The organism is Microbacterium sp. Be9 (genome assembly GCF_011754135.1).
Taxonomy (GTDB): domain Bacteria; phylum Actinomycetota; class Actinomycetes; order Actinomycetales; family Microbacteriaceae; genus Microbacterium; species Microbacterium maritypicum_A.
In genome coordinates this window covers 1,078,109-1,101,388 of sequence record NZ_WNWT01000004.1, presented here as the reverse complement: position 1 = coordinate 1,101,388, position 23,280 = coordinate 1,078,109, and the positions used below count along the sequence as shown (strand labels likewise).

The window sequence follows — 23,280 nt, the reverse complement described above, 5'->3', positions numbered from 1 at the left end:
CGGTGATCGAGCCACAGCACCCCGAGGGCGCGCGTACCTATCGCGCGTCCTCGGGACTGGTCATCCTGATCCCGAGCACGCTACTCGCGCTCTTCCTTCTTGGCGACGCCGTTGTCCGAGGGAGCTGGGCGCAGATGCTGCTCCTCGCGCCTTGGGTGCTGCTCGCACTGTGGATCGTGTACGAGTTGAGCTACGTCTCCTCGGTCCGGGTGGACTCCGAGGGGGTCGTGGTGCAGAACATGCTGCGGCGGACCAGCTTCGGTTGGGCCAATGTGCGCGACATCGATCTTCGCTGGCAGCTGCAGTTCTCGCTCACTGACGGACGTGAACTGACCTGTTACGGCGGTCCTGCTCGTGCACGACCACCGCGTCCGGTGAGGGGCGGTGAGAGCGATACCAAAGCCCCGTCCGGACTGCGAGAGCTCACGTCGATCCGCGATCTGTGGGAAGCGGCCCCCGCTGGGGACTCGTCGATTCGTCGCACCTGGGATGTCCCCGGGCTCATCGTGCTCGCTGTGATCGCAGTCTGGGCAGCCGGCGCGGTCCTGGTCGTCAAGTCCACGATGCTCTGAGCGACCGGTATCCCCCCGCGCTCGTCGGAGAAAGGCGATCCCGGATACCCTTCCTTCGCCCTTTCGCAATCCTCCCTGTGTCAGGCTTTGTTCCTGCGCGCGTTCTAGACGTAGACATACGAGTTCGTTTCCTGGCTGAAGGTCGCTTTTCACTGATGCGCAGAGTGACATTTACTTGAGTTCTTCGGTGGCAACGAGATCGGGGCATAGAAGTCATTGCCGCCAACGACAAAGGAGGGGCAATGATGCTCAGAAAGAAGATTGGCTCTATCGTTGCGGCAAGTCTCTTGGCTGCGGGGCTCGTGGTCGGGACTACGATCCCCGCTTCCGCGGCTTCGTCCACGACCATAAACCTCGCTGATACCGCCGCAATTCAAGACGCCACACGAGATATGTCGATCGTGGACTCGGCCGGGAAGACGTGGTGGATCACCGTGACAACTTCCTGGCAGCGGCAGTCGAGTACGAAGGGTGTGCTGAGGACCATCATTCTTCGGCCGAAGACATTTCCAAGAAACGAGTGTCTATCGATCTCCGTCGGATCGACATCTAACATAAATTACAGCTCTTCACCACGCACATTGTGCGGCTCCGGAACTTTGACGTACACGCCGATGAGAACCACGACTGCGAATGCGGGATCGACGAACTTGGGTCAGCTTTGGTTCCAGATGCCCGACCCTTGGGCGCCACTCAGTGGCGGCTCGAGGACGATCACGATTCAGTACAACTCCTAGTGGCTTCGCGACACGCTTGTTTGGGATCTGTTCACATCTGAGGCGCGTCTGAACTGTCCCGGTCATCGGCGTAACTGCGCCGGTGACCGGGCCGGTGCGAGTGTCCAACACTCAGCCCGGCAACCCGAACAACTCCGGCCACATCGACGCTGCCCACGGATACCCGACGAACGCGGCGGCGTCGATCACGAAGTGCGCCACGAGGAACGGCATCAGTCGGCCCGTGCGCTGGTACAGCCAGCCGAAGAGCAGCCCCATCACCAGATTCCCGATGAAGGCGGGGTATCCCTGGTAGAGGTGATAGCTCGCGCGGAGGATCGACGTGGAGATGATGATCGCCCACGGACTCCACCCGAGCTGCCGGAGCCGGGTGAAGAGATAGCCGAGCACGACGAACTCCTCCTGCAGGGAGGCTCGGGCGGCGGCCAGCAGCAAGACGGGAACGGTCCACCAGAAAGCGCCCACCCCTGCGGGGTCGATCGCGACCGTGAGCCCGAGGGCGCGGCCGGCGAGGTAGAGGCCGAGTCCGGGGATTCCGATGGCCAGGACGAGGAGCACCCCACGTCCGACATCCTTCGCGATCCCCGTGCCGTCCAGCCCCAGCCGCGCCAGGTGCGGGCGACGCGACTGCCACAGCAGGAAGCACACCAGCAGGACGGGGACGAGGGAGAAGCCGATGGCGAGCACCTGGTAGATGAGGTCGAAGATCTCCCGGTCGCTTCGCGAGGGGTTGAGCGCGGCCACCTGGTCGGCGATGGGGGTCTCGTCGGTGAGCCGGTAGGCGAGCTGCACGATCGCATACACCGCCGACTGGCCGAGGCCCAGCGCGAGGACGATGGCGATCTCCCACCACAGTCGTGCGCGGGAGGGAGCGGGGGAGAGGTCGGGGAGGTCCCACGGAGCCTGCGGTCGGGTCACGATCTCGATGCTACGACCTGCTTTTCAGGAACAAGCCCTGAGCTTGCGTTATCCTGGAACGTCGGCTTCCCGGCGAAACCCCACATCTTTTAGGACACCTGCATGGCGCACGCCCTTCGTTCTGACCTCCGCAACGTCGCGATCGTCGCGCACGTCGACCACGGCAAGACCACTCTCGTCGACGCCATGCTGCGTCAGACGGGCTCCTTCGGCGAACACGCCCACGTCGATGAGCGCGCCATGGATTCGAACGACCTGGAACGTGAGAAGGGCATCACGATCCTCGCCAAGAACACGGCGATCACATACAAGGGCAAGCACGCCCAGGGCAAGGAGATCACGATCAACGTGATCGACACCCCCGGTCACGCCGACTTCGGTGGCGAGGTCGAGCGCGGCCTGTCCATGGTCGACGGTGTCGTGCTGCTGGTCGACGCGAGCGAGGGTCCGCTGCCGCAGACCCGCTTCGTGCTGCGCAAGGCGCTCGAGGCGAAGCTCCCCGTCATCCTCCTGGTCAACAAGACCGACCGTCCTGACGCCCGCATCGCGGAGGTCGAGGAAGAGGCGCACGACCTGCTGCTGGGTCTCGCCTCCGACCTGGTCGACGATGTGCCCGACCTCGATGTCGACGCGCTCCTCGACGTTCCGGTGGTCTACGCCTCCGGTCGTGCCGGTGCGGCATCGCAGAACCGTCCCGCCGACGGTTCGCTGCCGGACAACGACGACCTCGAGCCGCTGTTCGAGGCGATCCTCGAGCACGTTCCCGCTCCGGAGTACGACGACGAGCACCCGCTGCAGGCCTGGGTCACGAACCTCGACTCCAGCCCCTTCCTCGGCCGTCTGGCGCTGCTGCGCGTCTTCAACGGCACGCTGAAGAAGGGCCAGACCGTGGCCTGGGTCCGTTCCGACGGCACGCACCAGAACGCGCGTATCACCGAGCTCCTGAAGACCCGCGCGCTCGAGCGCTACCCCGCCGAGTCCGCCGGTCCCGGCGACATCGTCGCCATCGCCGGCTTCGAGAACATCACGATCGGCGAGACCATCGCCGACCCCGAGGACGTGCGCCCGCTGCCGGCCATCACGGTCGACGACCCCGCCATCTCGATGACGATCGGCACCAACACCTCGCCCCTCATGGGCAAGGTCAAGGGGCACAAGCTCACTGCTCGCATGGTCAAGGACCGTCTCGACAAGGAGCTCATCGGAAACGTCTCGCTCAAGGTCGTCGACATCGGGCGTCCGGATGCGTGGGAGGTGCAGGGCCGTGGAGAGCTGGCCCTCGCTATCCTCGTCGAGAACATGCGTCGCGAAGGTTTCGAGCTCACCGTCGGCAAGCCGCAGGTGGTCACGAAGAAGATCGACGGCAAGACCTACGAGCCGTTCGAGCACCTCACGATCGACACTCCGGAGGAGCACCTCGGGGCGATCACCCAGCTGCTCGCGAACCGCAAGGGTCGCATGGAGAACATGACCAACCACGGCACCGGCTGGGTGCGCATGGAGTTCATCGTCCCGTCGCGCGGCCTCATCGGCTTCCGTAGCGAGTTCCTCACCACCACGCGTGGTACCGGAATCGCGAACGCGATCTCGCACGGGTACGAGCCGTGGGCCGGTTCCATCACGACGCGTCAGAACGGCTCCATCGTCGCCGACCGCCAGGGCGTCGTCACCCCGTTCGCGATGATCGCCCTGCAGGAGCGCATGTCGTTCTTCGTGCAGCCCACGCAGGAGGTCTACGAGGGCATGGTCATCGGCGAGAACTCCCGCGCCGACGACATGGACGTGAACATCACCAAGGAGAAGAAGCTCACCAACATGCGTGCGGCGAGCTCCGACACCTTCGAGTCGATGACGCCTCCGCGCCAGCTGACGCTGGAGGAGAGCCTCGAGTTCGCCCGCGACGACGAGTGCGTCGAGGTGACCCCCGAGGTCGTCCGCATCCGCAAGGTGAACCTCGACGCGAACACCCGCGCGCGGGAGACCGCTCGTCTGAAGCGTCAGGACGCGAACGTCTGAGACCACACTCGGCGAAGCTCCGAGTGAGAGGGCCTCGTGCCGCCGGAAGGCGTGCACGAGGCCCTCTTCTCATGTAAATCCCAGGTGAGGGATGGTTTTCGCTCAGGTTCGTGGTTCAGAGTGGTTGACTTGCGCCTGGGACGAGCTCCCGATGAGTCTCCTGCAAGGGCGTACGACCACCCGAAAGTCGAACCCATGCTTCAGAAAACCCGTGCGCTTCGGCGCGCCTCCGCGGCGGCGTCCGCCCGTTCCGCCGCCCACCGCCCCATGACCCTCCTCGGCCTCGCCTCCGCCACCCTGGTCGGCATCACCCTCAGCGTCGGCCTCGCGTCCGCGCCGGCGGTCGGAGCCATCAACCCCGCGGTGGCCGTCACCGCCCCCGCGCTGGCCGGTGCAGAACCCCTCGCGCAGATCACCGAGGATGCGGCCGCCACGCTGGCGAAGGCGAAGGATGCCGCGACGGCGGCATCCACGCTGGAATCCGAGGTCGTCGCGTCCGGGCTCGACGTCGGCGCGGTGACGTCCGTCGACACCACCGACCTGCAGAAGGACATCGACAAACTCGACGACATCGACGTGACGCCGGTGCTCCTGGTGGGGGTCCTCGCCGACGAGGTCGAAGAGGAGACGGCGAACGTCGTCTCCGATACCGACGAGCTTCGGAGCGCGCTCACCGCTGCGCAGCAGAAGCAGGCCGAGGAGGAGGCAGCCAGGGTCGCGGCGGAGCAGGCCGCTGCGCAGGCCGCGGCGGAACAGCAGGCCGCAGCTGCTCTGGCCGCAGCCAACACCCCGGAAGGCGCCAAGGCAGCCGCGCAGCAGATCATGTCGAGCACCTACGGATGGGGCGGCGATCAGTTCTCCTGCCTGAACTCGCTGTGGAACAAGGAGTCCGGTTGGAACTACCAGGCGTACAACCCGAGCGGCGCCACCGGCATCCCGCAGGCCCTTCCCGGCAGCAAGATGTCGTCCGCGGGCTCCGACTGGCAGACGAACGCCGCCACCCAGGTCGCCTGGGGTCTCGGATACATCTCATCGGTGTACGGAACGCCGTGCAGTGCGTGGTCGCATTCCCAGGCCATGAACTGGTACTGACCCCGGGTCATCCCGCCGAGGATTCTCTAGCCGAAGGCGGCCGTCGAGCGCTACGGTGACTCTGACGGCTGGGGGCGTCACGGATCCGAGGAGGAGAAGTGCTCGACCCGACGGCGTGGCGCGGTGTTCCGCAGGAGGTGTCCACCGGCACCCTGCCGGGATGGGATCGCGTCGAGGAGCTCGTACGCGAGGCGCACTCCCGCTACGCGTGCGAGCACTCGGGCGGCGTCGCCGACTACATCCCCGTGCTCGCGGAGGTGGATCCGGAACTGTTCGGGCTGGTGGTGATCGAGGTCGGCGGCGGGCTGCACGACGCCGGCGATGCCCTGCACCCGTTCTCCATCCAGTCGATCTCGAAGATGTTCGTCTACGCACTGGCGATCCAGGAGCACGGCCACGAACGTGTGCGCGACATCGTCGGCGTGAACAACACCGGACTCGCGTTCAACTCCGTGATGGCGGTCGAGCTCAACGATGGGCACCCGATGAACCCGATGGTCAACGCGGGTGCCATCGCGACGACCGCGCTCATGCCGGGCGGCACCGCCGTCGAGCAGTGGGAGCGCGTGCGGGAAGGACTCTCCGCCTTCGCCGGGCGACCGCTGAGCCTCGACGGCGTCGTCTATGCCTCGGAAGCGCAGACGAACGACCGCAATCGTGCGCTGGGGCGTCTGCTGCGCAGCTACGGTCGGCTCGAGGGGGATCCCGATGAGGTGGTCGACGTCTACACGCGTCAGTGTGCTCTGGCCGTGACGGCTCACGATCTGGCGGTGATGGGGGCGACGCTCGCCGACGGGGGAGTCAACCCCGTCAGCGGTGAGCGGGTCGTCTCGGAAGAGGTGTGCCGAGACACCCTGGCCGTGGTCGCGTCGACCGGGCTGTACGAACGCTCCGGCGACTGGCTGTTCGAGATCGGGCTCCCGGCGAAGTCCGGCGTCTCCGGAGGCGTCGTCGCGGTCGCCCCCGGGAAGGGCGCGGTGGCCGGCTTCTCGCCACGGCTCGACGAGGCCGGAAACTCGATCCGATCGCAGATGGCGATCGGCTATCTGTCGCGCGTCCTGGGGCTGAACCTGTTCGCCTCCGCCCCGGCGCGCAGAGATCCACCCGCACCCTCGGCCGCACCGCAGGAGCACTCATGATCCAGCCGGTGCAGAGCCCGACCAAGACCTCGTGGCTGCCGATGGTCAGCCTGTTCCTCGCTCAGGTGCTGATGTCGTTCAACGTGGCGGCGCTGCCGATCTCGCTCGGCGGCATGGTGAGCGAATTCGGTGTTCCGCCCACGGTCGCGAGCACCACCATCGTCATGTACGGCCTCGCGGTGGCCGCCCTCGTGATGACCGGAGCGAAACTCGGCCAGCGGATCGGCTGGGTCGTCATCTTCCGGATCGTGATCGCGCTGTTCGCAGGCTCCTCGGTCATGATGATCCTCGCTCCCACCGTGTGGTGGGCGATCGCCGGCCAGGCGGTCGCGGGAGCAGCCGCGGCGATCATCGTGCCGTCGATCGTCGCACTCATCGCCGAGAACTACCGCGGACCGCAGCAGGCGACCGCCATCGGCGCGATCGGTTCGGCCCGCGCGATCTCGGGGGTGAGTGCCTTCCTCATCGGCGGCACCCTGGGAACGCTGGTCGGCTGGCGCCCGATGTTCTTCATCGTCCTGGGGATCGCCGTGGTGGTCTTCGCGCTGAGCTTCACCCTGCGCGGTGATCGCGGTGACGCCTCGATCCGCATCGACCTCGTGGCGTCGCTGCTGATCGGAGCGGCGATCGTGCTGCTGACGCTGGGTTTCAACAACCTGAACTCCTGGGGTGCCGTGGCGGCGACGACCGACGCTCCCTTCAACATCCTCGGCCTCTCGCCCGCTCCCGTGTTCATCGTCGTCGGCCTCGTGCTCGGCCAGGCATTCTTCCTGTGGACGAGGAAGCGGATGGCGGAGGGGAAGGTGCCCCTGATCGACCTGAGCGTCCTCGGCTCTTCGCGGGAGCGGGCCGCCGTGTACGCCATGTTCATCGTGGTCGCGCTGGAGGCGTGCGTGAACTTCACGATCCCGCTCTACATCCAGATCGTGCAGGGCCGTACGCCGTTCGACACCTCCATGGCCATGATGCCGTTCAACCTCACCGTCTTCGTGACGGCCACCCTGGTGGTGCGACTGTACCGGCGCTTCCCTCCACGCACGATCGGTGTCGTGGGGTTCATCCTCACCACGGTCGCCCTGGTGTGGTTGTCGTTCGTCGTGAACAACAACTGGGAGACGATCCCGACCATCGTCGGGCTCATCGTGTTCGGCATCGGTCAGGGCGCGCTCGTCACGCTGGTGTTCAACGTGCTCGTGACCGCAGCCCCCGCCGAGCTCGCCGGTGACGTCGGGTCGCTGCGCGGCACCACCCAGAACCTCGCATCGGCGGTCGGCACCGCGCTGGCGGGCGCACTTCTGGTGTCGCTCCTCGGACTCAGTGTCGGTCGTGCCGTGGTCGAGCACCCCGAGCTGCCCCCCGTCGCTCGTCGCCCAGGTCGACATGGACAATCTCAACTTCATCAGCAACGACGACCTGCGCGTCGCGCTCGAAGCGACCGACGCGACGCCCGCGCAGATCGACGCGGCGGTGGTGGTGAACGAGGAATCGCGGCTCGGCACGCTCAAGCTCGGCCTGCTGCTGCTGGCGGGGGTCAGCGCGCTGGCGATCCTCCCGGCCTCGCGGCTGCCGCAATACCGGCCGCACGAGATCCCCGACCCGTCTCCGGCCGCCGGTCCGGAATGACGGTCAGCGCAGCTCGGAGATGAGCACGGCGCTGGTTCCCGATGCGGTCGCCTCGAAGATGTGCGGGGCATCGCCGGGGTACGTGAGATAGTCGCCGGGGTTCAGCAGCACCGGTTCACCCGCCGGGCCGATCCGCGCCTGCCCGGCCATCAGAATCACGTGCTCGATCGTCCCGGGGTGATGAGGATCGGAACGGCGGGCATCGCCGGGCTCGGCCTGGATCAGGTAGACGTCACGGCGGGCTCCCGGCGGGCTCGCCGACAGCAGCGTCGCACTGTACGCCGCGGCGGAGGAGGGGACGCCGGCGAGATCGTCGGCGCGGATGAGCGTCGGTGCGTTCGCCTGCTGATCGACCAGCACGGCGAAGGGCACGCCCAGCGCGACGCCGAGAGCCCACAGCGTCTCGACGCTGGGGTTCCCGGCGCCGCTCTCGAGCTGGGAGACGGTCGCCTTGGAGATGCCGGCGCGTCGAGCGAGCTCGGAGACCGACAGGCCTGCGGTCTCTCGCTCCCGGCGCAGGGTGCGGGCGATACGTGTGCGGAGTTCCTCCATGTGTTCATCATGTCAAACGTTCGTTCGCTTGACTATCCGATCTCGACTGTTCAGAATTATGATCATGTGTTCAGTAGAGCGAACGACAATGCGCGGGATGCCTGATGACCGCGGAGCGTGAGGTCTGGCGCGAAGCGCTCGGGGTCGTCATCGCGACCAGTGCGTACGGTGTCTCGTTCGGTGCGCTCGCCGTGGCATCGGGCCTGGACGTCTGGCAGACCTGTGTGCTGAGTCTGCTGATGTTCACGGGCGGATCGCAGTTCGCCTTCGTGGGCGTCTTCACGGCCGGGGGGCTTGCGGCCCTGCCATCGGCGGTCGCTTCGGCGGCACTCCTCGGCGTCCGCAACGTCGCCTACGGCATGCGGATGTCGCCGATCGTCGGGGGAGGTCCCGTCCGTAGGGCGGCGGCCGCCCATTTCACGATCGACGAGTCGACGGCGGTGGCGATATCGCAGGGCGACCCACGGCTGCGACAGGTCGGCTTCTGGGTGACCGGGATCGGCATCTTCGTCGGCTGGAACATCACCACCCTCATCGGAGCGCTGGTGGGGGATGTGCTCGGAGATCCTCGGACATGGGGGCTGGATGCGGCGGCAGCCGCCGCCTTTCTGGCTCTGCTCTGGCCTCGTCTCCAGCAGCGCCAGGCCATCGCGGTCGGCATCGCCGCGGCGGTCGTCGCCGCGGCCCTCACTCCGTTCCTGATGCCCGGCCTGCCCGTGCTCGTCGCCGCGGTCGTCGCTATCGCGGTCGGCTGGTTCAACTGGATGGGGCGTCCGACCGCGCCGGGCCGCCCATCGTCGGGTGCGGGGTCGGAGGTGAGCTCATGAGCCTGTGGAGCGCGATCCTCCTCGCAGCGTTGATCTGTCTGGCGCTGAAGGCCGCCGGCTACCTCGTTCCTCCCCGGGTGCTCGAGGCGCCACGCACGGCCCGCATCTCGGATCTTCTGACGGTCGCGCTGCTGGCCGCCCTCGTGGCCGTCCAGACCCTCGGCGATGGGCAGGCGATCATCGTGGATGCACGTGTGCCCGCACTGCTGGTCGCCGGTGGGCTCCTGTGGTTGCGGCAGTCGTTCCTCGTGGTCGTCGTGGCGGCCGCGCTGGTCGCCGCCCTGCTGCGCCTGTTCGGCCTCGCCGGCTGATGCTGCGCCCCTCCGCCTGTTCGTCGGGGCCTCGTCGGTAAGATCGACAGGTGCGCGTGAGCTGGATGTCGAGAGTGTTGTCATGGATCGCTGCCGCCCTGGTGGGCGGTGTCTACGGCATCGCCGGCACCATCAGCCACAGTGTGATGTGGGGCCCGATCCCGATCGGCATGATCGTGGCAGCCATCGCCTGCGCGGCCATCCTCATCGCCGTCCGCGCTCTGACCCACGACAGGGGCGCGGCCGTGGCCGCCGGTCTCGGGATGATCGGCATGCTGGTGCTGATCTCCGGCGAAGGGCCCGGAGGATCCGTCGTGGTTCCGGCCTCGTTCGCCGGACAGATCTGGACCTATCTGGTCGCCGGAATCGTGCTGCTGGTCGTCGCGTGGCCGTCCGTTCGGCGTCTTCCCGTTCGCACCGAGGGGCCAGCCGCGCAGGAACCCGAGCCCCGCGAGTCGTAGACTGAGGGGGTGACGTATGTGATCGCCCTCCCATGCGTCGATGTCAAGGATCGCGCCTGCATCGACGAGTGCCCCGTTGACTGCATCTACGAGGGCGAACGCTCGCTCTACATCCACCCTGACGAGTGCGTCGACTGCGGTGCGTGCGAGCCGGTGTGCCCGGTCGAAGCCATCTACTACGAAGACGACCTTCCCGACGAGTGGCAGGACTACTACAAGGCCAACGTCGAGTTCTTCGACGAGATCGGGTCGCCCGGTGGCGCAGCCAAGGTCGGTGTGTACGCGTTCGACCACCCGATCATCGCCGCTCTCCCGCCGCAGGGCGAGTAGGCGCATTCCGTGAGCGTCCGCGACCTCGCCGACTACCCGTGGGATGCCGTCATCCCGTTCCGTGAGCGTGCCGCGCGGCATCCGGACGGTCTGATCGACCTCTCGGTCGGTTCTCCCGTCGACCCGACTCCCGAGATCATCCGGCGCGCACTGGCGGAAGCCACGGACGCCCATGCCTACCCGCAGACGGTCGGAACGCCGAGCCTGCGCGAAGCCATCGTCGAGTGGTACGCGCGACGTCGGGGGGTGCCCGACCTCCGTGTCGACAACGTTCTTCCCACGATCGGCTCGAAGGAGCTCGTCGCACTGCTGCCGACCCTGCTCGGTCTCGGCGACGGCGACATCGTCGTCCACCCCCGCGTGGCCTACCCGACCTATGAGGTGGGCGCCCGTGTCGTGGGGGCGTCGCCGCTGCCCGCGGATGATCCGGAGGAGTGGCCGGAGGGCACGAAGCTCATCTGGATCAACACCCCGGGCAATCCGGACGGTCGCACCTGGACCGTGAGCGAGCTCGCCGCCGCCGTGCGTCGTGCCCGTGAACTCGGTGCCGTGCTCGCGAGCGATGAATGCTACGCGGAACTCGGCTGGGACGGCGAGTGGGCGACCGAGCCGATCCCCTCCATCCTCGACCCGCGGGTGACGGACGGGAGTCGAGCGAACCTGCTCAGCGTGTACTCCTTGAGCAAGCAATCGAACCTCGCCGGGTACCGCGCAGCCTTCGTGGCCGGATGCGCACGCATCGTCGGCGAGCTTCTCACGGCGCGCAAGCACCTCGGTCTCATGCCGCCGGCGCCGGTGCAGCACGCGATGGCGGTCGCCCTCGGCGACGACGAGCACGTGGCGGAGCAGAAGGAGCTCTACCGCGTCAGGCGCGACGCCCTGCGTCCTGCTCTGGAGGCGGCGGGCTTCCGCATCGACGGCTCCGAGGCAGGACTCTATCTCTGGGTGACGGAGGGGCGCGATGCCTGGGAGTCGATGGAGCGACTCGCCGCTCTCGGCATCCTCGCCGGTCCCGGGCCCTTCTACGGCGCTGACTCCGGGGAGCATGTCCGGCTGGCGCTCACGGCGCCGACCGCGCACGTCAGAGAGGCGGCGCGCCGACTCTCTGACGGCGATATATAGGTTCTCTCCCTGAAATGGGCTTCCCTTTGGCGGATGTCACAGTAGGCCTGCGCGACTACTAGGCTGTAAAGGCGATTCGGTCGTGACCCGACCTGGCGCTTCAGCGCCGTGAGATCGCCAGTTCAGGCTTGATCAAGATCTTGTCCGACAGCACCGCGACGAGCGGGCTCGGACACTACGAGGAGGTCCGCGTGAGTGCAGCGGCAGACCAGACGGCGAAGCTGACGATCGGCGACACGACCGCCGAATTCCCGGTGCTGCGCGGCACGGCGGGGCACGACAGCATCGATTTCTCCACGCTGACGCGGCAGACGGGGTACACGGGCCTGGACTACGGGTTCGTGAACACGGCCTCCACGAAGTCCGAGATCACGTTCATCGACGGTGACAAGGGCATCCTGCGGTATCGCGGGTATCCGATCGAGCAGCTCGCGGGCTCCACCAGCTACCTCGAGGTGGCCTGGCTGCTCATCTACGGCGAGCTGCCGTCCGCCTCCGAACTCGCGGAGTTCGACGAGAAGATCCGTCGCCACACTCTGCTGCACGAAGACCTCAAGCGCTTCTTCTCGGCGCTGCCGCACACGGCGCACCCGATGTCCGTGCTGTCTTCGGCGGTCGCCGCACTTTCGACGTACTACGAAGGTCAGACCGACCCGCACAACCCGGAGCACGTCGAGCTGAACATGGTGCGCATGCTCGCCAAGCTCCCCGTGATCGCGGCGTACGCGCACAAGAAGAGTGTGGGCCAGGCCTTCCTCTACCCGGACAACTCGCTGAGCTTCGTCGACAACTTCCTGAAGCTGAACTTCGGTGTGCACAGCGAGGAGTACGAGGTCAACCCGGTGATGTCGAAGGCTCTCGAGCTGCTCCTCATCCTGCACGAAGACCACGAGCAGAATGCCTCGACGTCGACCGTCCGCCTGGTCGGTTCCACCGGTGCGAACCAGTTCGCCTCGGTCTCCGCCGGCATCCAGGCGCTCTCCGGCCCGCTGCACGGCGGTGCGAACGAGGCCGTGCTGACGATGCTCGGGCAGATCCGCGACTCCGGCCAGAGCGTCTCGCGTTTCGTCGAGCGGGTGAAGAACAAGGAAGAGGGCGTGAAGCTGATGGGCTTCGGGCATCGGGTCTACAAGAACTACGACCCGCGCGCCAAGCTCGTCAAGGACGCGGCCGACGAGGTGCTCTCCTCGCTGGGCGTCACCGACCCGCTCCTCGACCTCGCGAAGGAGCTCGAGGAGCTCGCGCTGGCCGACGACTACTTCCGCGAGCGTCGCCTGTACCCGAACGTCGATTTCTACACCGGCGTCATCTACAAGGCGATGGGCTTCCCGACCCGTATGTTCACGGTGCTGTTCGCCATCGGGCGCCTGCCCGGTTGGCTCGCGCAGTGGCGTGAGCTGCAGCTCGACCCCCAGACCAAGATCGGCCGCCCGCAGCAGCTGTACACAGGATCGCCCGAGCGGTCCTTCCCGACGCGCTGAGCTCCGGACCAGAAAGCGCCCCCTCCGTCGAGACGGAGGGGGCGCTTTTCTGCGTGAGTGCTGCCGGCCGGGGTCAGCGGCCCTGCGAGCTGCGGCCACCCTGGCGGGACTGGCTGCTTTGCGTGGAGTATCCACCGCCCTGGCCGGCGCCGGAAGCGCCCGAACGGGGACGACGACGGCGACGCGACGGCGGGTTCGCCGCGCTGTTCCTCTCGCCTCCTGCGGGGCGCTGCTTCGAGGACTGGCGCTGCTGCTGCTGCTGAGCTTGCACGGGTGCCGGGCGCACGTGCGGTGCACGCTCGGGGACCAGAGCCGTGACGGCAGCGGTGGTGACATCTTCCAGCGGGGCCGAGATGGCGGCCTTGCGCAGGAGGTCCTTGACGTCGCGGCGCTGCTCGGGGAGCACGACCGTGACGACGGTGCCTGCGGCCCCGGCGCGGGCCGTGCGGCCGGAACGGTGCAGGTACGCCTTGTGCTCGACGGGCGGGTCGACGTGGACGACGAGATCGACGTTGTCGACGTGCACGCCACGGGCGGCGACATCGGTGGCGACGAGCACGCGCACTCCACCGTCTTCCGGGGCCGCGGAGAAGGCACCGAGGTTGCGTTCGCGGGCGTTCTGCGAGAGGTTGCCGTGCAGGTCGACCGCGGGGATCCCCGCGGCGGTGAGCTGCTTCGCGAGCTTCTTCGCCTGGTGCTTGGTGCGGGTGAAGAGGATGCGACGACCGGTGCCCGAGGCGAGCTCACGCACGAGGGCCGTCTTGTTGTCGGCCGAGTCGACGACCAGGACGCGGTGCGTCATCTCGCCGACGGGCACGCTCTCCTCGTCGACCTCATGGCTGACGGCGTTCGAGAGGAAGCGACGGGCGAGGGTGTCGATGCCGCGGTCCAGCGTGGCGCTGAACAGCAGGCGCTGCCCACCGGCCGGCGTGGCCGTGAGGATGCGGGTGACGCCGGGGAGGAAGCCGAGGTCGGCCATGTGGTCGGCCTCGTCGAGCACGGTGACTTCGATCGCACTCAGGCGCACGACCTGCTGCTTCATGAGGTCTTCGAGTCGACCGGGGCAGGCCACGACGATGTCGACGCCGCCGCGAAGCGCCTGCTCCTGCGGGCGCTGGCTGACCCCGCCGAAGACGGTCGTGACGCGCAGGCCTGCGGCCTCCGCGAGAGGCGCGATGGTCGCGGCGATCTGGGTCGCGAGTTCACGGGTGGGCGCGAGGACGAGTCCGCGCGGAAGGCCGGCGCGACGCTGACCGCCCGAGGCGGCGAGGCGTGCGACGAGCGGCAGAGCGAAGGCGATGGTCTTGCCGCTTCCCGTGCGTCCGCGGCCCAGGAGGTCGCGTCCGGCGAGGGAGTCGGGAAGGGTATCGCGCTGGATGGCGAATGCCTCGGTCTTGCCGGAATCGGCGAGAACGGCGGCGAGCTCGGCAGGAACGCCGAGTTCAAGGAAAGTAGACATGCAGAAACTCCGTCAGCGCACGAGTGAACGGCGCGAGATAGGGGGTGAGGTGGGCGACGGCGCAGGAATTGCGCATCGGTTCGCCGTTCGAAAGGCCAGCTCATGCTGGTGGTGGGAGCAGTTCCGCTCGCTTCGGTCCTCGGAGACCCCGTGACGACGACGATGTTGCGGGACCGGCGGTACGCGCAACGATGTCAGTCTACCAGTGCGCGCATGCCGTCGGCTGCATGTCGCCTCCCGCGCGGGTCGTCGGCTCCGCGGAGACGGGCCGGAAGACTGCTCTCAGGCGTGCAGAGCCTCGTTCAGGGTCACTCCGACACCGGCGCGACGGACGGCTTCCACCGCACCGCTGAGCGAGTTGCGGCGGAAGAGCAGGCCGTCCTGACCGGAGAGCTCCGCACCCTTGACGGTCTTGCGCCCGCCGTCGGCGGTCACGGGTCCGTCGACGAGGACGATCTTGGTGCCTGCGGTGACGTAGAGCCCCGCTTCGACGACACAGTCGTCACCGAGCGAGATGCCGATGCCCGCATTCGCGCCGAGCAGGGTGCGGGCGCCGATCGACACCCGATGCGTTCCGCCACCCGAGAGGGTGCCCATGATGGATGACCCTCCGCCGATGTCGCTGCCGTCTCCGACGACCACACCCTGCGAGATGCGGCCCTCGACCATCGATGCGCCCAGTGTGCCGGCGTTGAAGTTGACGAATCCCTCGTGCATGACGGTCGTGCCGGGGGAGAGGTACGCCCCCAGGCGCACTCGGGAGGCATCGGCGATGCGGACGCCCGCCGGCTGCACATAGTCGGTCAGGCGGGGGAACTTGTCGAGCCCCTGCACCTGGATGCCCGCGCGCTGGAGCTGCGGGCGCAGGCGGGCGGCGTCAGCGGGGAGGACGGGCCCGGCGTTGGTCCAGGCGACATTCGGAAGGTGTCCGAAGACGCCGTCGAGGTTCAGCTCGTTCGGGCGCACGACGAGATGCGACAGGGCATGCAGGCGCAGATAGGCGTCGGCGGTGGAGGCCGGTGCCGTGTCGAGGTCGATCTGCAGCTGCACCACCTCGATCGTGACGTCGCGTCGTTCGTCGCTCCCCGCGAGGGGTTCGAGCGCAGCGACAGCCACCTCGTCGGTCGTGACCGCACCGGTGTGCACCTCGGGGTACCAGGCGTCGAGAACCGTGCCGTCCCCGGCGATGGTGGTCAGGCCGATACCCCATACGGTGCGTGCGTCGCTCATCCCTCCACGCTATCGCGCTCCCGGGGCGACGACCGCACTCATGACGGGGTAAGTAGGCTGGACCCATGGTGCTCGATCTGACCGCGTCCTCCGTCGACCTCACCCGTGCGATCTGCGACATCCCGAGCGTCTCCGGCGACGAGAAGACACTCGCCGATGCGATCGAGGCCGCAGTGTCCCCGCTCGACCATCTGGAGGTCTTCCGCCACGGGAACACGATCGTCGCCCGCACCGACCGCGGCCGGGCACAGCGCGTCGCCATCGCCGGTCACATCGACACCGTGCCGATCAATGCGAACCTGCCCACGCGCGACATCGAGATCGACGGAGTCCCCCATCTCTGGGGTCGCGGCACCGTCGACATGAAAGCGGGCACCGCCGTGCAGCTGAAGCTCGCGGCCGAGCTGACCGACCCCGCGATCGACATCACGTGGATGTGGTACGACAACGAGGAGATCGAGGCGTCGAAGAACGGTCTCGGTCTGCTCGCCGCCGTGCGTCCCGACCTGTTCGAGGCGGACTTCGCGATCCTCGGCGAGCCGTCCAACGGTGAGGTGGAAGGCGGTTGCAACGGAACGCTCCGTGCGATCGTGCGCACCACCGGCGTGCGTGCTCACAGCGCGCGTGCCTGGATCGGCGAGAACGCGATCCACCGCGCGGCGCCCGTCCTCACGCGTCTGGCGGAGTACCGTGCCAAGGAGGTGCTGGTCGAGGGGCTGCTGTACCGCGAGAGCTTGAGCGCCGTGCGCATCGCGGGCGGCGTCGCGGGGAACGTCATCCCCGACGCCTGCGAGGTGGAGGTCAACTACCGGTTCGCGCCGAGCAAGTCTGCGGCCGATGCCGAGGCTCACCTCCGCGCAGTCCTCGCCGGCTTCGACGTCGAGATCACGGATGCCGCCGAGGGGGCGCGTCCCGGGCTCGACGCCGAGATCGCGAAGCAGTTCGTGGCGGCGGTCGGCGCCGAGCCGCGCCCGAAGTACGGGTGGACCGACGTCGCACGATTCTCCGCGCTCGGGATCCCGGCTGTGAACTACGGGCCCGGCGACCCGCACCTCGCCCACCACGATGAGGAGCGTGTACCCCTCGCGCAGATCGACGCCGTGGAGCGGGGCCTGCGCGCATGGCTCACCTCGCACTGAGCGCAAGGCGCCGCTGGGCGAAGGCGCCGGTCGCCCTGCGCGTGGCCGTCGTCTACCTCGGAGCCCGGGTCGTCACGACGGTGTTCCTGGTCATCGCCGCCTCACTGTCGACCTCGTCCTCGCGGTTCGGCGCGGAGGCGGGGATCATCGATTTCGTCCTCGGCTGGGACGCGCAATGGTACTGGTTGGTCGCCGAGAACGGCTACCCGACGGATCTTCGGCTCACCGACTCGGGTGACGTCGCCGAGAACGCCTGGGCGTTCATGCCGGTGTTCGCATATGCGGCCAAGGGGATCGGCGTACTGCTCGGGTCCTGGGGTGCCGGTGCGCTCCTGCTCTCGCTCGTCGCCGGCTACCTGGCCTGTCTCGCGCTTCACCGCCTGCTTCGTGATCGCATCGGCAACTCCGCGGCGACGTGGGCCGTCGTATTCTTCGCGGCGGGACCGATCGCGGCGATGTTCCAGGTGGGGTACGCCGAGACGCTGTTCCTGCTGCTGCTGTTCCTCGCCCTCGATGCGACGACGCGGCGCACCTATGCCTGGCTGTACATCCTCATCCCCGTGATGGCCTTCACACGACCCGGTGTCCTGGCCTTCGCCCTGTTCCTCGGGCTGCACGGACTGCTGCGGTGGATCCGACGTCGGCAGGATCCGCTCACCGGGCGCGAGATCGCACACATCCTCGCGCTCGGCGCGCTCGCGACTCTGTCCGGTTTCGCCTGGCAGGTGATCGCCGGCATCGCGACGGGGGATCCCGGTGCGTATCTCGCGACCGAGCTCGCGTGGCGCCAGCACTGGATCACCGGCGGAGTCGAGGGTTTCATCCCGTTCGAAGGGTGGATCCAGGCATCGCAGTTCTGGTTCGCCCTCTGGGGGATGCCGCAGTGGTGGGGGCCGATCGTGCTGGTGCTGTCGGTGGTCGGCGCTGCTGCCGCACTCCTCTTCTCTCCGCAGGTGCGCGCTCTGGGCGCCGACATCCGTCTGTGGAGTGCGAGCTACCTGCTGTATCTGCTCGCGGTGTTCTTTCCGCAATCGAGCACGTTCCGCCTGCTTCTCCCCCTGAGCCCGCTCTGGGGAGCGGTCGCGGTGCCGCGATCGCGGCTCTGGCGTGTCGGCGTGCTGGCCGCATGTCTCCTCGGGCAATGGTTCTGGATCTACCACGTGTATGCGCTCGGAAGCACGTTCTGGCAGGTGCCGTGAGGGTGAAGCTCGACCCAATTGTTGCTCCGTGACCTCCAGGTCCCGGTGACACCCGATAAACTCATCCCATACCACCGGAGGAAAGGGAGCCACGATGGCAGCGATGAAGCCGAGGACCGGAGACGGACCTATGGAAGCCGTGAAAGAAGGACGACTCATCATCGTGCGCGTTCCACTCGAAGGCGGCGGCCGCCTGGTCGTCTCCGTGAACGACGCCGAGGCCAAGGAGCTTCACGACGTGCTTGCCGCCGTCGTGGCACCGGCCTGATCGACCTGGGGTCCGCGTCGGCGGATCCGAAAGGGCGATGGATCCTCGGATCCATCGCCCTTTTCGCACGGTCTCGAGCCGCGCGGTCAGCCGCGTTCGGCGAGACTGATCAGCTGCAGCAGACCTTCGCCGGCGGGGGAGACCGTGGCGAGGACCGCCGAGGATTCCTGCGTCTCCTGCACGAGGGACCGGTAGGCGGAAGTGATCTCGTCGCGCTGGACCGGATCGGCGACGCGACCGCCGGCCAGCACGCGGGGCACGAGCACGAGTCCGCTGGTGCGTGCGAGACGCAGACCGTGTTCGACGTACTCGATGACATGCTCGGGGTCGGCGTCGACCAGCACGATGTCGTAGGAGTTCTCGTTCATGCGGGGGAGAACGTCGATCGCGCGGCCCGTGATGAAGCGGGCTCGGGTGGACGGCACCTTGGCATCGGAGAAGGCCTGTCGCGCCGCGGCGAGGTGCTCCGGTTCGTTGTCGATCGAGGTGAGGACCGCCTGGGGTGCGCCGCGCAGGAGCCAGAGACCGGAGACTCCGGCGCCGGTGCCGATCTCGACGATGGAGCGTGCCGAGGTCGCGGCCGCGAGCACGGCGATCTGCGAACCCACGGCGGCGCTGATCGGCATCGCTCCCAGTTCGACCGCATGCGCGCGTGCGCGGCTGATGGCGTCGGGTTCCACGATGGACTCGCGCAGGAAACGCGCGTTCGCGTCATGCTCGCTCATGGCCTGTTTCTCCCTGCCTGACTGTGATCCTCTCCAGAGTATTCGGTCGGCGAGTGCGGGGACCGCAGGCGCGGCGGTAGCCTGTAGAGATGACGTTCGGGCTCACCTTCGAGAAGCTGTTGCTGATCGGCCTCATCGCGGTTCTGATCATCGGCCCCGAACGTCTCCCGCGAGCCGCGGAGAGCTTCTCGCGCATGGTCCGCAAGGCCGGCGAGTATCTGCGCGCGACCAAGTCGAGGGTGCGCGAGGAGATGGGGCCGGAGATCGACGACGTCGACTGGCGCAAGCTCGACCCGCGCCAGTACGACCCGCGCCGGATCATCCGCGATGCGCTCATGGAAGAGCCCCAGCCGGCGACCCCGCTGCAGGCGGCCCAGACCATCGCGGAGCCGATCGCCGGAGCTGCGGCCGCGGCGACCACGGCTCCCGCGACCCGAGCCGTTCCGCAGGAGTTCAGTGCATCGAACCGCCCTCCCTTCGACGCCGAAGCCACCTGACGGGAACGCTCGCCGATCGAGCGCGCAGGGCTCTGCGCGCTCGGCGCCTAGGAGATCTTCGAGCGGAGGGTGGCGATGTCGTCGTCCGTGAGCAGGCCACGAGGGATCGCGGTCGCGGCCGAAGTGTCTCGCAGCTTCAACAGCACGGCGTACTTGCCCACTCGCATCCTCTGGAAGGTGCGGTAGGCGATGTCGGAGCGACGACGGCCGCTGCCCATCTGCAGGCTGTCCTCTTCCAGCGATACCCACACGACGGTTCCGACGGGCATCGCGATCCGGACGGCGGTTCGCGCGCCCGATACGGTCATCACGACGGCGAAACCCGCGAGCGCGACGATGATGACCGGCATCCATCCTGCTCCGAAAGGGCCCTGTTCCCCCGGACGGACGGGCGTGCCGAGGTTGAGGATGCTGAGCACGAGGGCTGCGGCGAGGGCGACCCACATGACGAGGGCGGCGGGTCGGGTCAGCGAGTAGATCGCTGCGTCCCGAGCCATTCGTCGCAGCAGACCCTCATCGACGGTCAGAGAGCGGGGAGGCATCGGTCCATCTTCCCACGCGTTCAGGTGAGCGACATCGGCAGCGATCGACCGGAGAGGCCCCTGCCCCGCCGCGCCAGGGTGCTCGCGAGGTCGCGGATGGTCGTCGCCGCGACATCGTCGCTCTCGGTGGAGACGATCGGCTCGCCTGCGTCTCCGCCCTCGCGCAGAGCGGGGCTCAGGGGGATCGAGGCCAACAGTGGCACAGGGACTCCCGGTTCGGAGAGAGCCTCCGATACGGCGGCGCCTCCGCCCGAGCCGAACATGTCGATGACCGTTCCATCGGGCAGTGTGTACGCCGCCATGTTCTCGATGACGCCGATCACGCGCTGACCCGTCTGACGCGCGACGAGACCGCTGCGGATCGCCACCTCGGCGGCAGCGGTCTGCGGGGTGGTCACGACGAGAACTTCCGCATGGGGGAGGAGCTGGCCGATCGAGATCGCGATGTCGCCCGTCCCCGGCGGCATGTCGATGAGGAGGACGTCGAGGTCGCCGAAGAAGACGTCGGTGAGGAACTGCGAGACCGTGCGGTGCAGCATCGGCCCACGCCACGCCACCACCGATTCGCCGTCGCGGAGGAACATCCCGATCGAGATCGTCTTCACGCCGTGCGCGACCGGGGGGAGCATCAGGTCGTCGATGCGTGTCGGCTGCGTGCCCGCAGGGATGCCGAGGAGCCCGGGGATCGAGAACCCGTGCACGTCGGCGTCGACGAGACCGATGGACAGACCCTGCGCGGCAAGTGCGACGGCAAGGTTCGCGGTGACGGTGGACTTGCCCACACCCCCCTTGCCGCTGGAGACGAGGATCACACGGGTGAGGGAATCGGGCCCGAACGGCATGTGGCGTGCGGGCCTCCCGGCGCGGAGTTTCTCGGTGAGAGCCTTGCGTTCTGCCGGCGTCATCACGCCGACCTCGACGTCCACCTCCGCGATGCCCGGAACGGACGCCGCGGCATCGCGGACGTCCGACTCGATCCGCGCCGCCGCTGGACAGCCGACGATCGTGAGGACGATGCCGACGCGGGCTCGACCGCCGTCGACGGAGATGTCCCGGACCATGTCGAGATCCCCGATGGGTCGACGGAGCTCGGGATCCGTCACCGCGGCGACAGCCGCGCGGACACGCTCCGCCGCGGTCACGACGCGGCGCCGGATCGGGGCTTCTCCGGCACGTCTTCGAGCTCGGCGAGAAGGGCTTTGAGCTCCTGGCGCAGCACGTCGCGCGTGACGACCTGCGAATTGCGCTCTTCGAGCGACATGCGCAGAGCCACGATCTCGCGGGCCAGGTACTCGGTGTCGGCCAGGTTGCGCTCCGCACGCTGGCGGTCCTGCTCGATCTGAACCCGGTCGCGGTCGTCCTGACGATTCTGCGCGAGCAGGATGAGCGGTGCGGCGTATGAGGCCTGCAGGGAGAGCATCAGGGTCAGTGCCGTGAAGCCGAGGGCGGCGTCGTCGAAGCGCAGCTCGTCGGGCATCAGCGTGTTCCAGACGATCCAGACCACACAGAACAGGCTGAGGATCAGCAGGAACGCGGGCGTCCCCATCGCGCGAGCCACCCACTCCGTGAAGCGTCCGAAGCGGTCGCGAGACGTCGCCCGCGGCCGTGTCGTGGTGCGGCCCGGCGCATCGAGGCGCGGAGAGCGGGGCATCAGCGCGTCTCCTTCGTCGGGGCGGCGGGGGTGGACCCAGGGAGGGTGCTCGCAGCGGGGGAGGTGTCCTCGCTGTCATGCGAACGCCAGTCGTCCGGAAGGAGGTAGTCGAGGACGTCGTCGATGCTGATCGCTCCGACGAGGCGATGCGCCGCATCGATCACGGGGAGCGAGACGAGGTCGTAGCTCGCCAGCAGCCGTGCCACCTCGGCGGCGGAAGCGGTCACGGGCACGGGCTCGAGGCTGTCGTCGAGGATCGCGCCGAGTCGCTCATGCGGCGGGTAGCGCAGCATCCGCTGGAAGTGCACGAGCCCGAGCAGGCGCCCGGTCGGAGTCTCGAACGGCGGGAGGGTGACGAACACCGCGGCGGCCAGCGCGGGGTGCAGTTCGTGGCGGCGGATCAGCGCGAGCGCCTCGGCGACGGTGGCGTCGGCCGAGAGGATGATCGGCTCAGGCGTCATCAGACCGCCGGCGGTGTCCGGGCCGTAGCGCAGCAGCATCCTGACGTCTTCGGCTTCTTCCGGCTCCATGAGCTCCAGGAGCTGCTCCAGGCGGTCAGGCGCCAGCTGGGCGAGCAGGTCGGCCGCGTCGTCCGGTTCCATCTGGTCGAGGATGTCGGCGGCGCGTTCGTCTCCCAGACGGTCGAGGATGTGCACCTGTTCGTCTTCGGGCATCTCCTCGAGGGCATCGGCAAGGCGGTCGTCCGACAGCTCTTCGGCCACCTCGATCATGCGCTGCTGCGGAAGGTCGAGAAGCGTGTTGGCGAGATCGGCGGCGTGCAGCTCGGAGTACGAGGCGACGAGCTGCTCAGCCGACTGCGACTCACCGGGAGCGCGTTGCTCGGCGACCTCGCTCCATGCCGCGAACGTCGTCGGACCCTTCGCAAACGGGGAGGCACTGGTCTTCGGTCGGCGGAGGAAGAGCTGGCTGATCGCCCATTCGCCGAGGCGGTTCGGTTCGATCGCGATGTCCTCGATGACCGCGGTACCGCTGCCATCGACGAAGCTCACGCGTCGTCCCAGCATCTCGGCGAGCACGCGCACCTCGCCGGCGCGCGGGGAGAACCGCCGCACGTTGATCAGGCCCGTGGTGATGACCTGGCCGGAACGGATCGAGGTGACGCGTCCGATCGAGAGGAACACGTGGCGTCGTCCCGGGATCTCCACGACCAGACCGATGACGCGGGGCGCCGCGGTACTTCGATACACGACGACGACATCTCGGACCTTGCCGAGCCGGTCGCCGACGGGATCGAAGACGGCGCACCCGGCAAGGCGCGCGGCGAAAACCCGTTGTGTGCTCACTTCTCCAGCGTAGTCGGCGGCTCGCGTCTCCGGCGGGTCGGCCGTGCCTCGGGCCGTCCGACGGCACGCGTGGAAGAATAGCCGG

The 23,280-nt window shown here is 67.9% G+C and carries 24 protein-coding genes; 15 read left to right on the top strand and 9 right to left on the bottom strand.

Translation table 11 applies throughout. The features are described from left to right. The first annotated feature begins 2 nt into the window (after positions 1-2). A complete protein-coding gene (locus GLO27_RS09455) occupies positions 3-572 on the top strand; it encodes a PH domain-containing protein (RefSeq protein ID WP_167254544.1) in 570 nt (189 codons plus the stop codon). 848 nt (positions 573-1,420) lie between these two features. Here GLO27_RS09455 and GLO27_RS09450 read toward each other — a convergent pair. Continuing rightward, the gene (locus tag GLO27_RS09450; RefSeq protein ID WP_167254542.1) at positions 1,421-2,227 is read right to left on the bottom strand and encodes a type II CAAX endopeptidase family protein; all 807 of its coding nucleotides are present in this window, start codon (positions 2,225-2,227) and stop codon (positions 1,421-1,423) included. Between the two features lie 102 nt (positions 2,228-2,329). Between GLO27_RS09450 and typA the strand changes: the two genes are divergently transcribed. The 4 genes from typA (at position 2,330) to GLO27_RS09430 (ending at position 8,120) form a co-directional block, all read left to right on the top strand. Then, positions 2,330-4,243 (top strand): translational GTPase TypA, encoded by a 1,914-nt coding sequence (gene typA, locus GLO27_RS09445; protein ID WP_021199602.1) that lies wholly within the window; start codon positions 2,330-2,332, stop codon positions 4,241-4,243. 195 nt (positions 4,244-4,438) lie between these two features. Then, the gene (locus GLO27_RS09440) at positions 4,439-5,335 is read left to right on the top strand and encodes a hypothetical protein (protein ID WP_021199603.1); all 897 of its coding nucleotides are present in this window, start codon (positions 4,439-4,441) and stop codon (positions 5,333-5,335) included. A 98-nt stretch (positions 5,336-5,433) separates the two neighbouring features. After that, positions 5,434-6,474, top strand: a complete 1,041-nt coding sequence (gene glsA, locus GLO27_RS09435) for a glutaminase A (RefSeq protein ID WP_167254540.1) — start codon at positions 5,434-5,436, stop codon at positions 6,472-6,474. Next, complete coding sequence (locus GLO27_RS09430; protein ID WP_243844758.1) at positions 6,471-8,120, top strand: MFS transporter; 1,650 nt, start codon at positions 6,471-6,473, stop codon at positions 8,118-8,120. The genes glsA and GLO27_RS09430 overlap by 4 nt, the downstream gene beginning before the upstream one ends. Here the strand turns inward: GLO27_RS09430 and GLO27_RS09425 are convergent. After that, positions 8,101-8,649, bottom strand: coding sequence for an XRE family transcriptional regulator (locus tag GLO27_RS09425; protein ID WP_029260342.1), 549 nt, complete (start codon positions 8,647-8,649; stop codon positions 8,101-8,103). The genes GLO27_RS09430 and GLO27_RS09425 overlap by 20 nt on opposite strands. Before the next feature lie 104 nt (positions 8,650-8,753). Between GLO27_RS09425 and GLO27_RS09420 the strand changes: the two genes are divergently transcribed. The 6 genes from GLO27_RS09420 (at position 8,754) to GLO27_RS09395 (ending at position 13,181) form a co-directional block, all read left to right on the top strand. After that, positions 8,754-9,476, top strand: a complete 723-nt coding sequence (locus GLO27_RS09420; protein WP_167254538.1) for an AzlC family ABC transporter permease — start codon at positions 8,754-8,756, stop codon at positions 9,474-9,476. Beyond that, positions 9,473-9,787 (top strand): AzlD domain-containing protein, encoded by a 315-nt coding sequence (locus tag GLO27_RS09415; RefSeq protein ID WP_021199608.1) that lies wholly within the window; start codon positions 9,473-9,475, stop codon positions 9,785-9,787. Before GLO27_RS09420 ends, GLO27_RS09415 begins: the two co-directional genes overlap by 4 nt. 50 nt (positions 9,788-9,837) lie before the next feature. Next, the gene (locus GLO27_RS09410; protein WP_052514691.1) at positions 9,838-10,248 is read left to right on the top strand and encodes a hypothetical protein; all 411 of its coding nucleotides are present in this window, start codon (positions 9,838-9,840) and stop codon (positions 10,246-10,248) included. Positions 10,249-10,257: 9 nt separating this feature from the next. Further along, positions 10,258-10,578, top strand: coding sequence for a ferredoxin (fdxA, locus tag GLO27_RS09405; protein WP_021199610.1), 321 nt, complete (start codon positions 10,258-10,260; stop codon positions 10,576-10,578). A gap of 9 nt (positions 10,579-10,587) precedes the next feature. Further along, positions 10,588-11,700 carry a succinyldiaminopimelate transaminase gene (dapC, locus tag GLO27_RS09400; RefSeq protein ID WP_167254536.1) on the top strand — a complete coding sequence of 371 codons (1,113 nt, stop codon included), beginning with the start codon at positions 10,588-10,590 and terminating at the stop codon, positions 11,698-11,700. A gap of 191 nt (positions 11,701-11,891) precedes the next feature. Further along, positions 11,892-13,181, top strand: coding sequence for a citrate synthase (locus GLO27_RS09395; RefSeq protein WP_046398932.1), 1,290 nt, complete (start codon positions 11,892-11,894; stop codon positions 13,179-13,181). 73 nt (positions 13,182-13,254) lie between these two features. Here GLO27_RS09395 and GLO27_RS09390 read toward each other — a convergent pair whose 3' ends face one another. Next, positions 13,255-14,640: a DEAD/DEAH box helicase gene (locus GLO27_RS09390; RefSeq protein WP_167254534.1), complete on the bottom strand. Its 1,386-nt coding sequence runs from the start codon at positions 14,638-14,640 to the stop codon at positions 13,255-13,257. A gap of 282 nt (positions 14,641-14,922) precedes the next feature. Then, the gene (gene dapD / locus GLO27_RS09385; protein ID WP_021199614.1) at positions 14,923-15,870 is read right to left on the bottom strand and encodes a 2,3,4,5-tetrahydropyridine-2,6-dicarboxylate N-succinyltransferase; all 948 of its coding nucleotides are present in this window, start codon (positions 15,868-15,870) and stop codon (positions 14,923-14,925) included. A gap of 65 nt (positions 15,871-15,935) precedes the next feature. On the opposite strand from dapD, the gene dapE reads away from it, so the two are divergent. The 3 genes from dapE (at position 15,936) to GLO27_RS09370 (ending at position 18,476) form a co-directional block, all read left to right on the top strand. Further along, positions 15,936-17,009, top strand: a complete 1,074-nt coding sequence (dapE, locus tag GLO27_RS09380; RefSeq protein ID WP_021199615.1) for a succinyl-diaminopimelate desuccinylase — start codon at positions 15,936-15,938, stop codon at positions 17,007-17,009. After that, positions 16,991-18,208 carry a hypothetical protein gene (locus tag GLO27_RS09375; RefSeq protein WP_167254532.1) on the top strand — a complete coding sequence of 406 codons (1,218 nt, stop codon included), beginning with the start codon at positions 16,991-16,993 and terminating at the stop codon, positions 18,206-18,208. Before dapE ends, GLO27_RS09375 begins: the two co-directional genes overlap by 19 nt. Positions 18,209-18,302: 94 nt before the next feature. Next, entirely contained in the window at positions 18,303-18,476 is a 174-nt protein-coding gene (locus GLO27_RS09370; protein ID WP_017203323.1) for a DUF3117 domain-containing protein, read from the top strand. Positions 18,477-18,562: 86 nt separating this feature from the next. On the opposite strand, the gene GLO27_RS09365 is transcribed toward GLO27_RS09370, so the two are convergent. Further along, positions 18,563-19,201, bottom strand: coding sequence for a class I SAM-dependent methyltransferase (locus GLO27_RS09365; RefSeq protein ID WP_167254530.1), 639 nt, complete (start codon positions 19,199-19,201; stop codon positions 18,563-18,565). Positions 19,202-19,290: 89 nt separating this feature from the next. Between GLO27_RS09365 and GLO27_RS09360 the strand changes: the two genes are divergently transcribed. Next, a complete protein-coding gene (locus tag GLO27_RS09360; RefSeq protein WP_021199618.1) occupies positions 19,291-19,698 on the top strand; it encodes a twin-arginine translocase TatA/TatE family subunit in 408 nt (135 codons plus the stop codon). A 47-nt stretch (positions 19,699-19,745) separates the two neighbouring features. Here GLO27_RS09360 and GLO27_RS09355 read toward each other — a convergent pair whose 3' ends face one another. The 4 genes from GLO27_RS09355 to GLO27_RS09340 are packed head-to-tail and all read right to left on the bottom strand — an operon-like array spanning position 19,746 to position 23,195. Next, positions 19,746-20,240 (bottom strand): YcxB family protein, encoded by a 495-nt coding sequence (locus GLO27_RS09355; RefSeq protein ID WP_167254527.1) that lies wholly within the window; start codon positions 20,238-20,240, stop codon positions 19,746-19,748. A gap of 20 nt (positions 20,241-20,260) precedes the next feature. Next, a complete protein-coding gene (locus GLO27_RS09350) occupies positions 20,261-21,382 on the bottom strand; it encodes an Mrp/NBP35 family ATP-binding protein (RefSeq protein WP_021199620.1) in 1,122 nt (373 codons plus the stop codon). After that, positions 21,379-21,891 carry a DUF1003 domain-containing protein gene (locus GLO27_RS09345; protein WP_021199621.1) on the bottom strand — a complete coding sequence of 171 codons (513 nt, stop codon included), beginning with the start codon at positions 21,889-21,891 and terminating at the stop codon, positions 21,379-21,381. The genes GLO27_RS09350 and GLO27_RS09345 overlap by 4 nt, the downstream gene beginning before the upstream one ends. Beyond that, entirely contained in the window at positions 21,891-23,195 is a 1,305-nt protein-coding gene (locus GLO27_RS09340) for a CBS domain-containing protein (protein ID WP_167254525.1), read from the bottom strand. The genes GLO27_RS09345 and GLO27_RS09340 overlap by 1 nt, the downstream gene beginning before the upstream one ends. Positions 23,196-23,280 lie beyond the last annotated feature (85 nt).

Bases quoted from the DNA above. Each gene is read 5' to 3' on its own strand.
- GLO27_RS09415 (WP_021199608.1), top strand. From the start codon at position 9,473: ATGAGCCTGTGGAGCGCGATCCTCCTCGCAGCGTTGATCTGTCTGGCG.
- GLO27_RS09390 (WP_167254534.1), bottom strand. From the start codon at position 14,640: ATGTCTACTTTCCTTGAACTCGGCGTTCCTGCCGAGCTCGCCGCCGTT.
- GLO27_RS09375 (WP_167254532.1), top strand. From the start codon at position 16,991: ATGGCTCACCTCGCACTGAGCGCAAGGCGCCGCTGGGCGAAGGCGCCG.
- GLO27_RS09365 (WP_167254530.1), bottom strand. From the start codon at position 19,201: ATGAGCGAGCATGACGCGAACGCGCGTTTCCTGCGCGAGTCCATCGTG.
- GLO27_RS09360 (WP_021199618.1), top strand. From the start codon at position 19,291: ATGACGTTCGGGCTCACCTTCGAGAAGCTGTTGCTGATCGGCCTCATC.
- GLO27_RS09425 (WP_029260342.1), bottom strand. From the start codon at position 8,649: ATGGAGGAACTCCGCACACGTATCGCCCGCACCCTGCGCCGGGAGCGA.
- GLO27_RS09430 (WP_243844758.1), top strand. From the start codon at position 6,471: ATGATCCAGCCGGTGCAGAGCCCGACCAAGACCTCGTGGCTGCCGATG.
- typA (WP_021199602.1), top strand. From the start codon at position 2,330: ATGGCGCACGCCCTTCGTTCTGACCTCCGCAACGTCGCGATCGTCGCG.
- GLO27_RS09355 (WP_167254527.1), bottom strand. From the start codon at position 20,240: ATGCCTCCCCGCTCTCTGACCGTCGATGAGGGTCTGCTGCGACGAATG.
- dapE (WP_021199615.1), top strand. From the start codon at position 15,936: ATGGTGCTCGATCTGACCGCGTCCTCCGTCGACCTCACCCGTGCGATC.
- GLO27_RS09440 (WP_021199603.1), top strand. From the start codon at position 4,439: ATGCTTCAGAAAACCCGTGCGCTTCGGCGCGCCTCCGCGGCGGCGTCC.
- GLO27_RS09345 (WP_021199621.1), bottom strand. From the start codon at position 21,891: ATGCCCCGCTCTCCGCGCCTCGATGCGCCGGGCCGCACCACGACACGG.
- GLO27_RS09370 (WP_017203323.1), top strand. From the start codon at position 18,303: ATGGCAGCGATGAAGCCGAGGACCGGAGACGGACCTATGGAAGCCGTG.
- dapD (WP_021199614.1), bottom strand. From the start codon at position 15,870: ATGAGCGACGCACGCACCGTATGGGGTATCGGCCTGACCACCATCGCC.
- GLO27_RS09420 (WP_167254538.1), top strand. From the start codon at position 8,754: ATGACCGCGGAGCGTGAGGTCTGGCGCGAAGCGCTCGGGGTCGTCATC.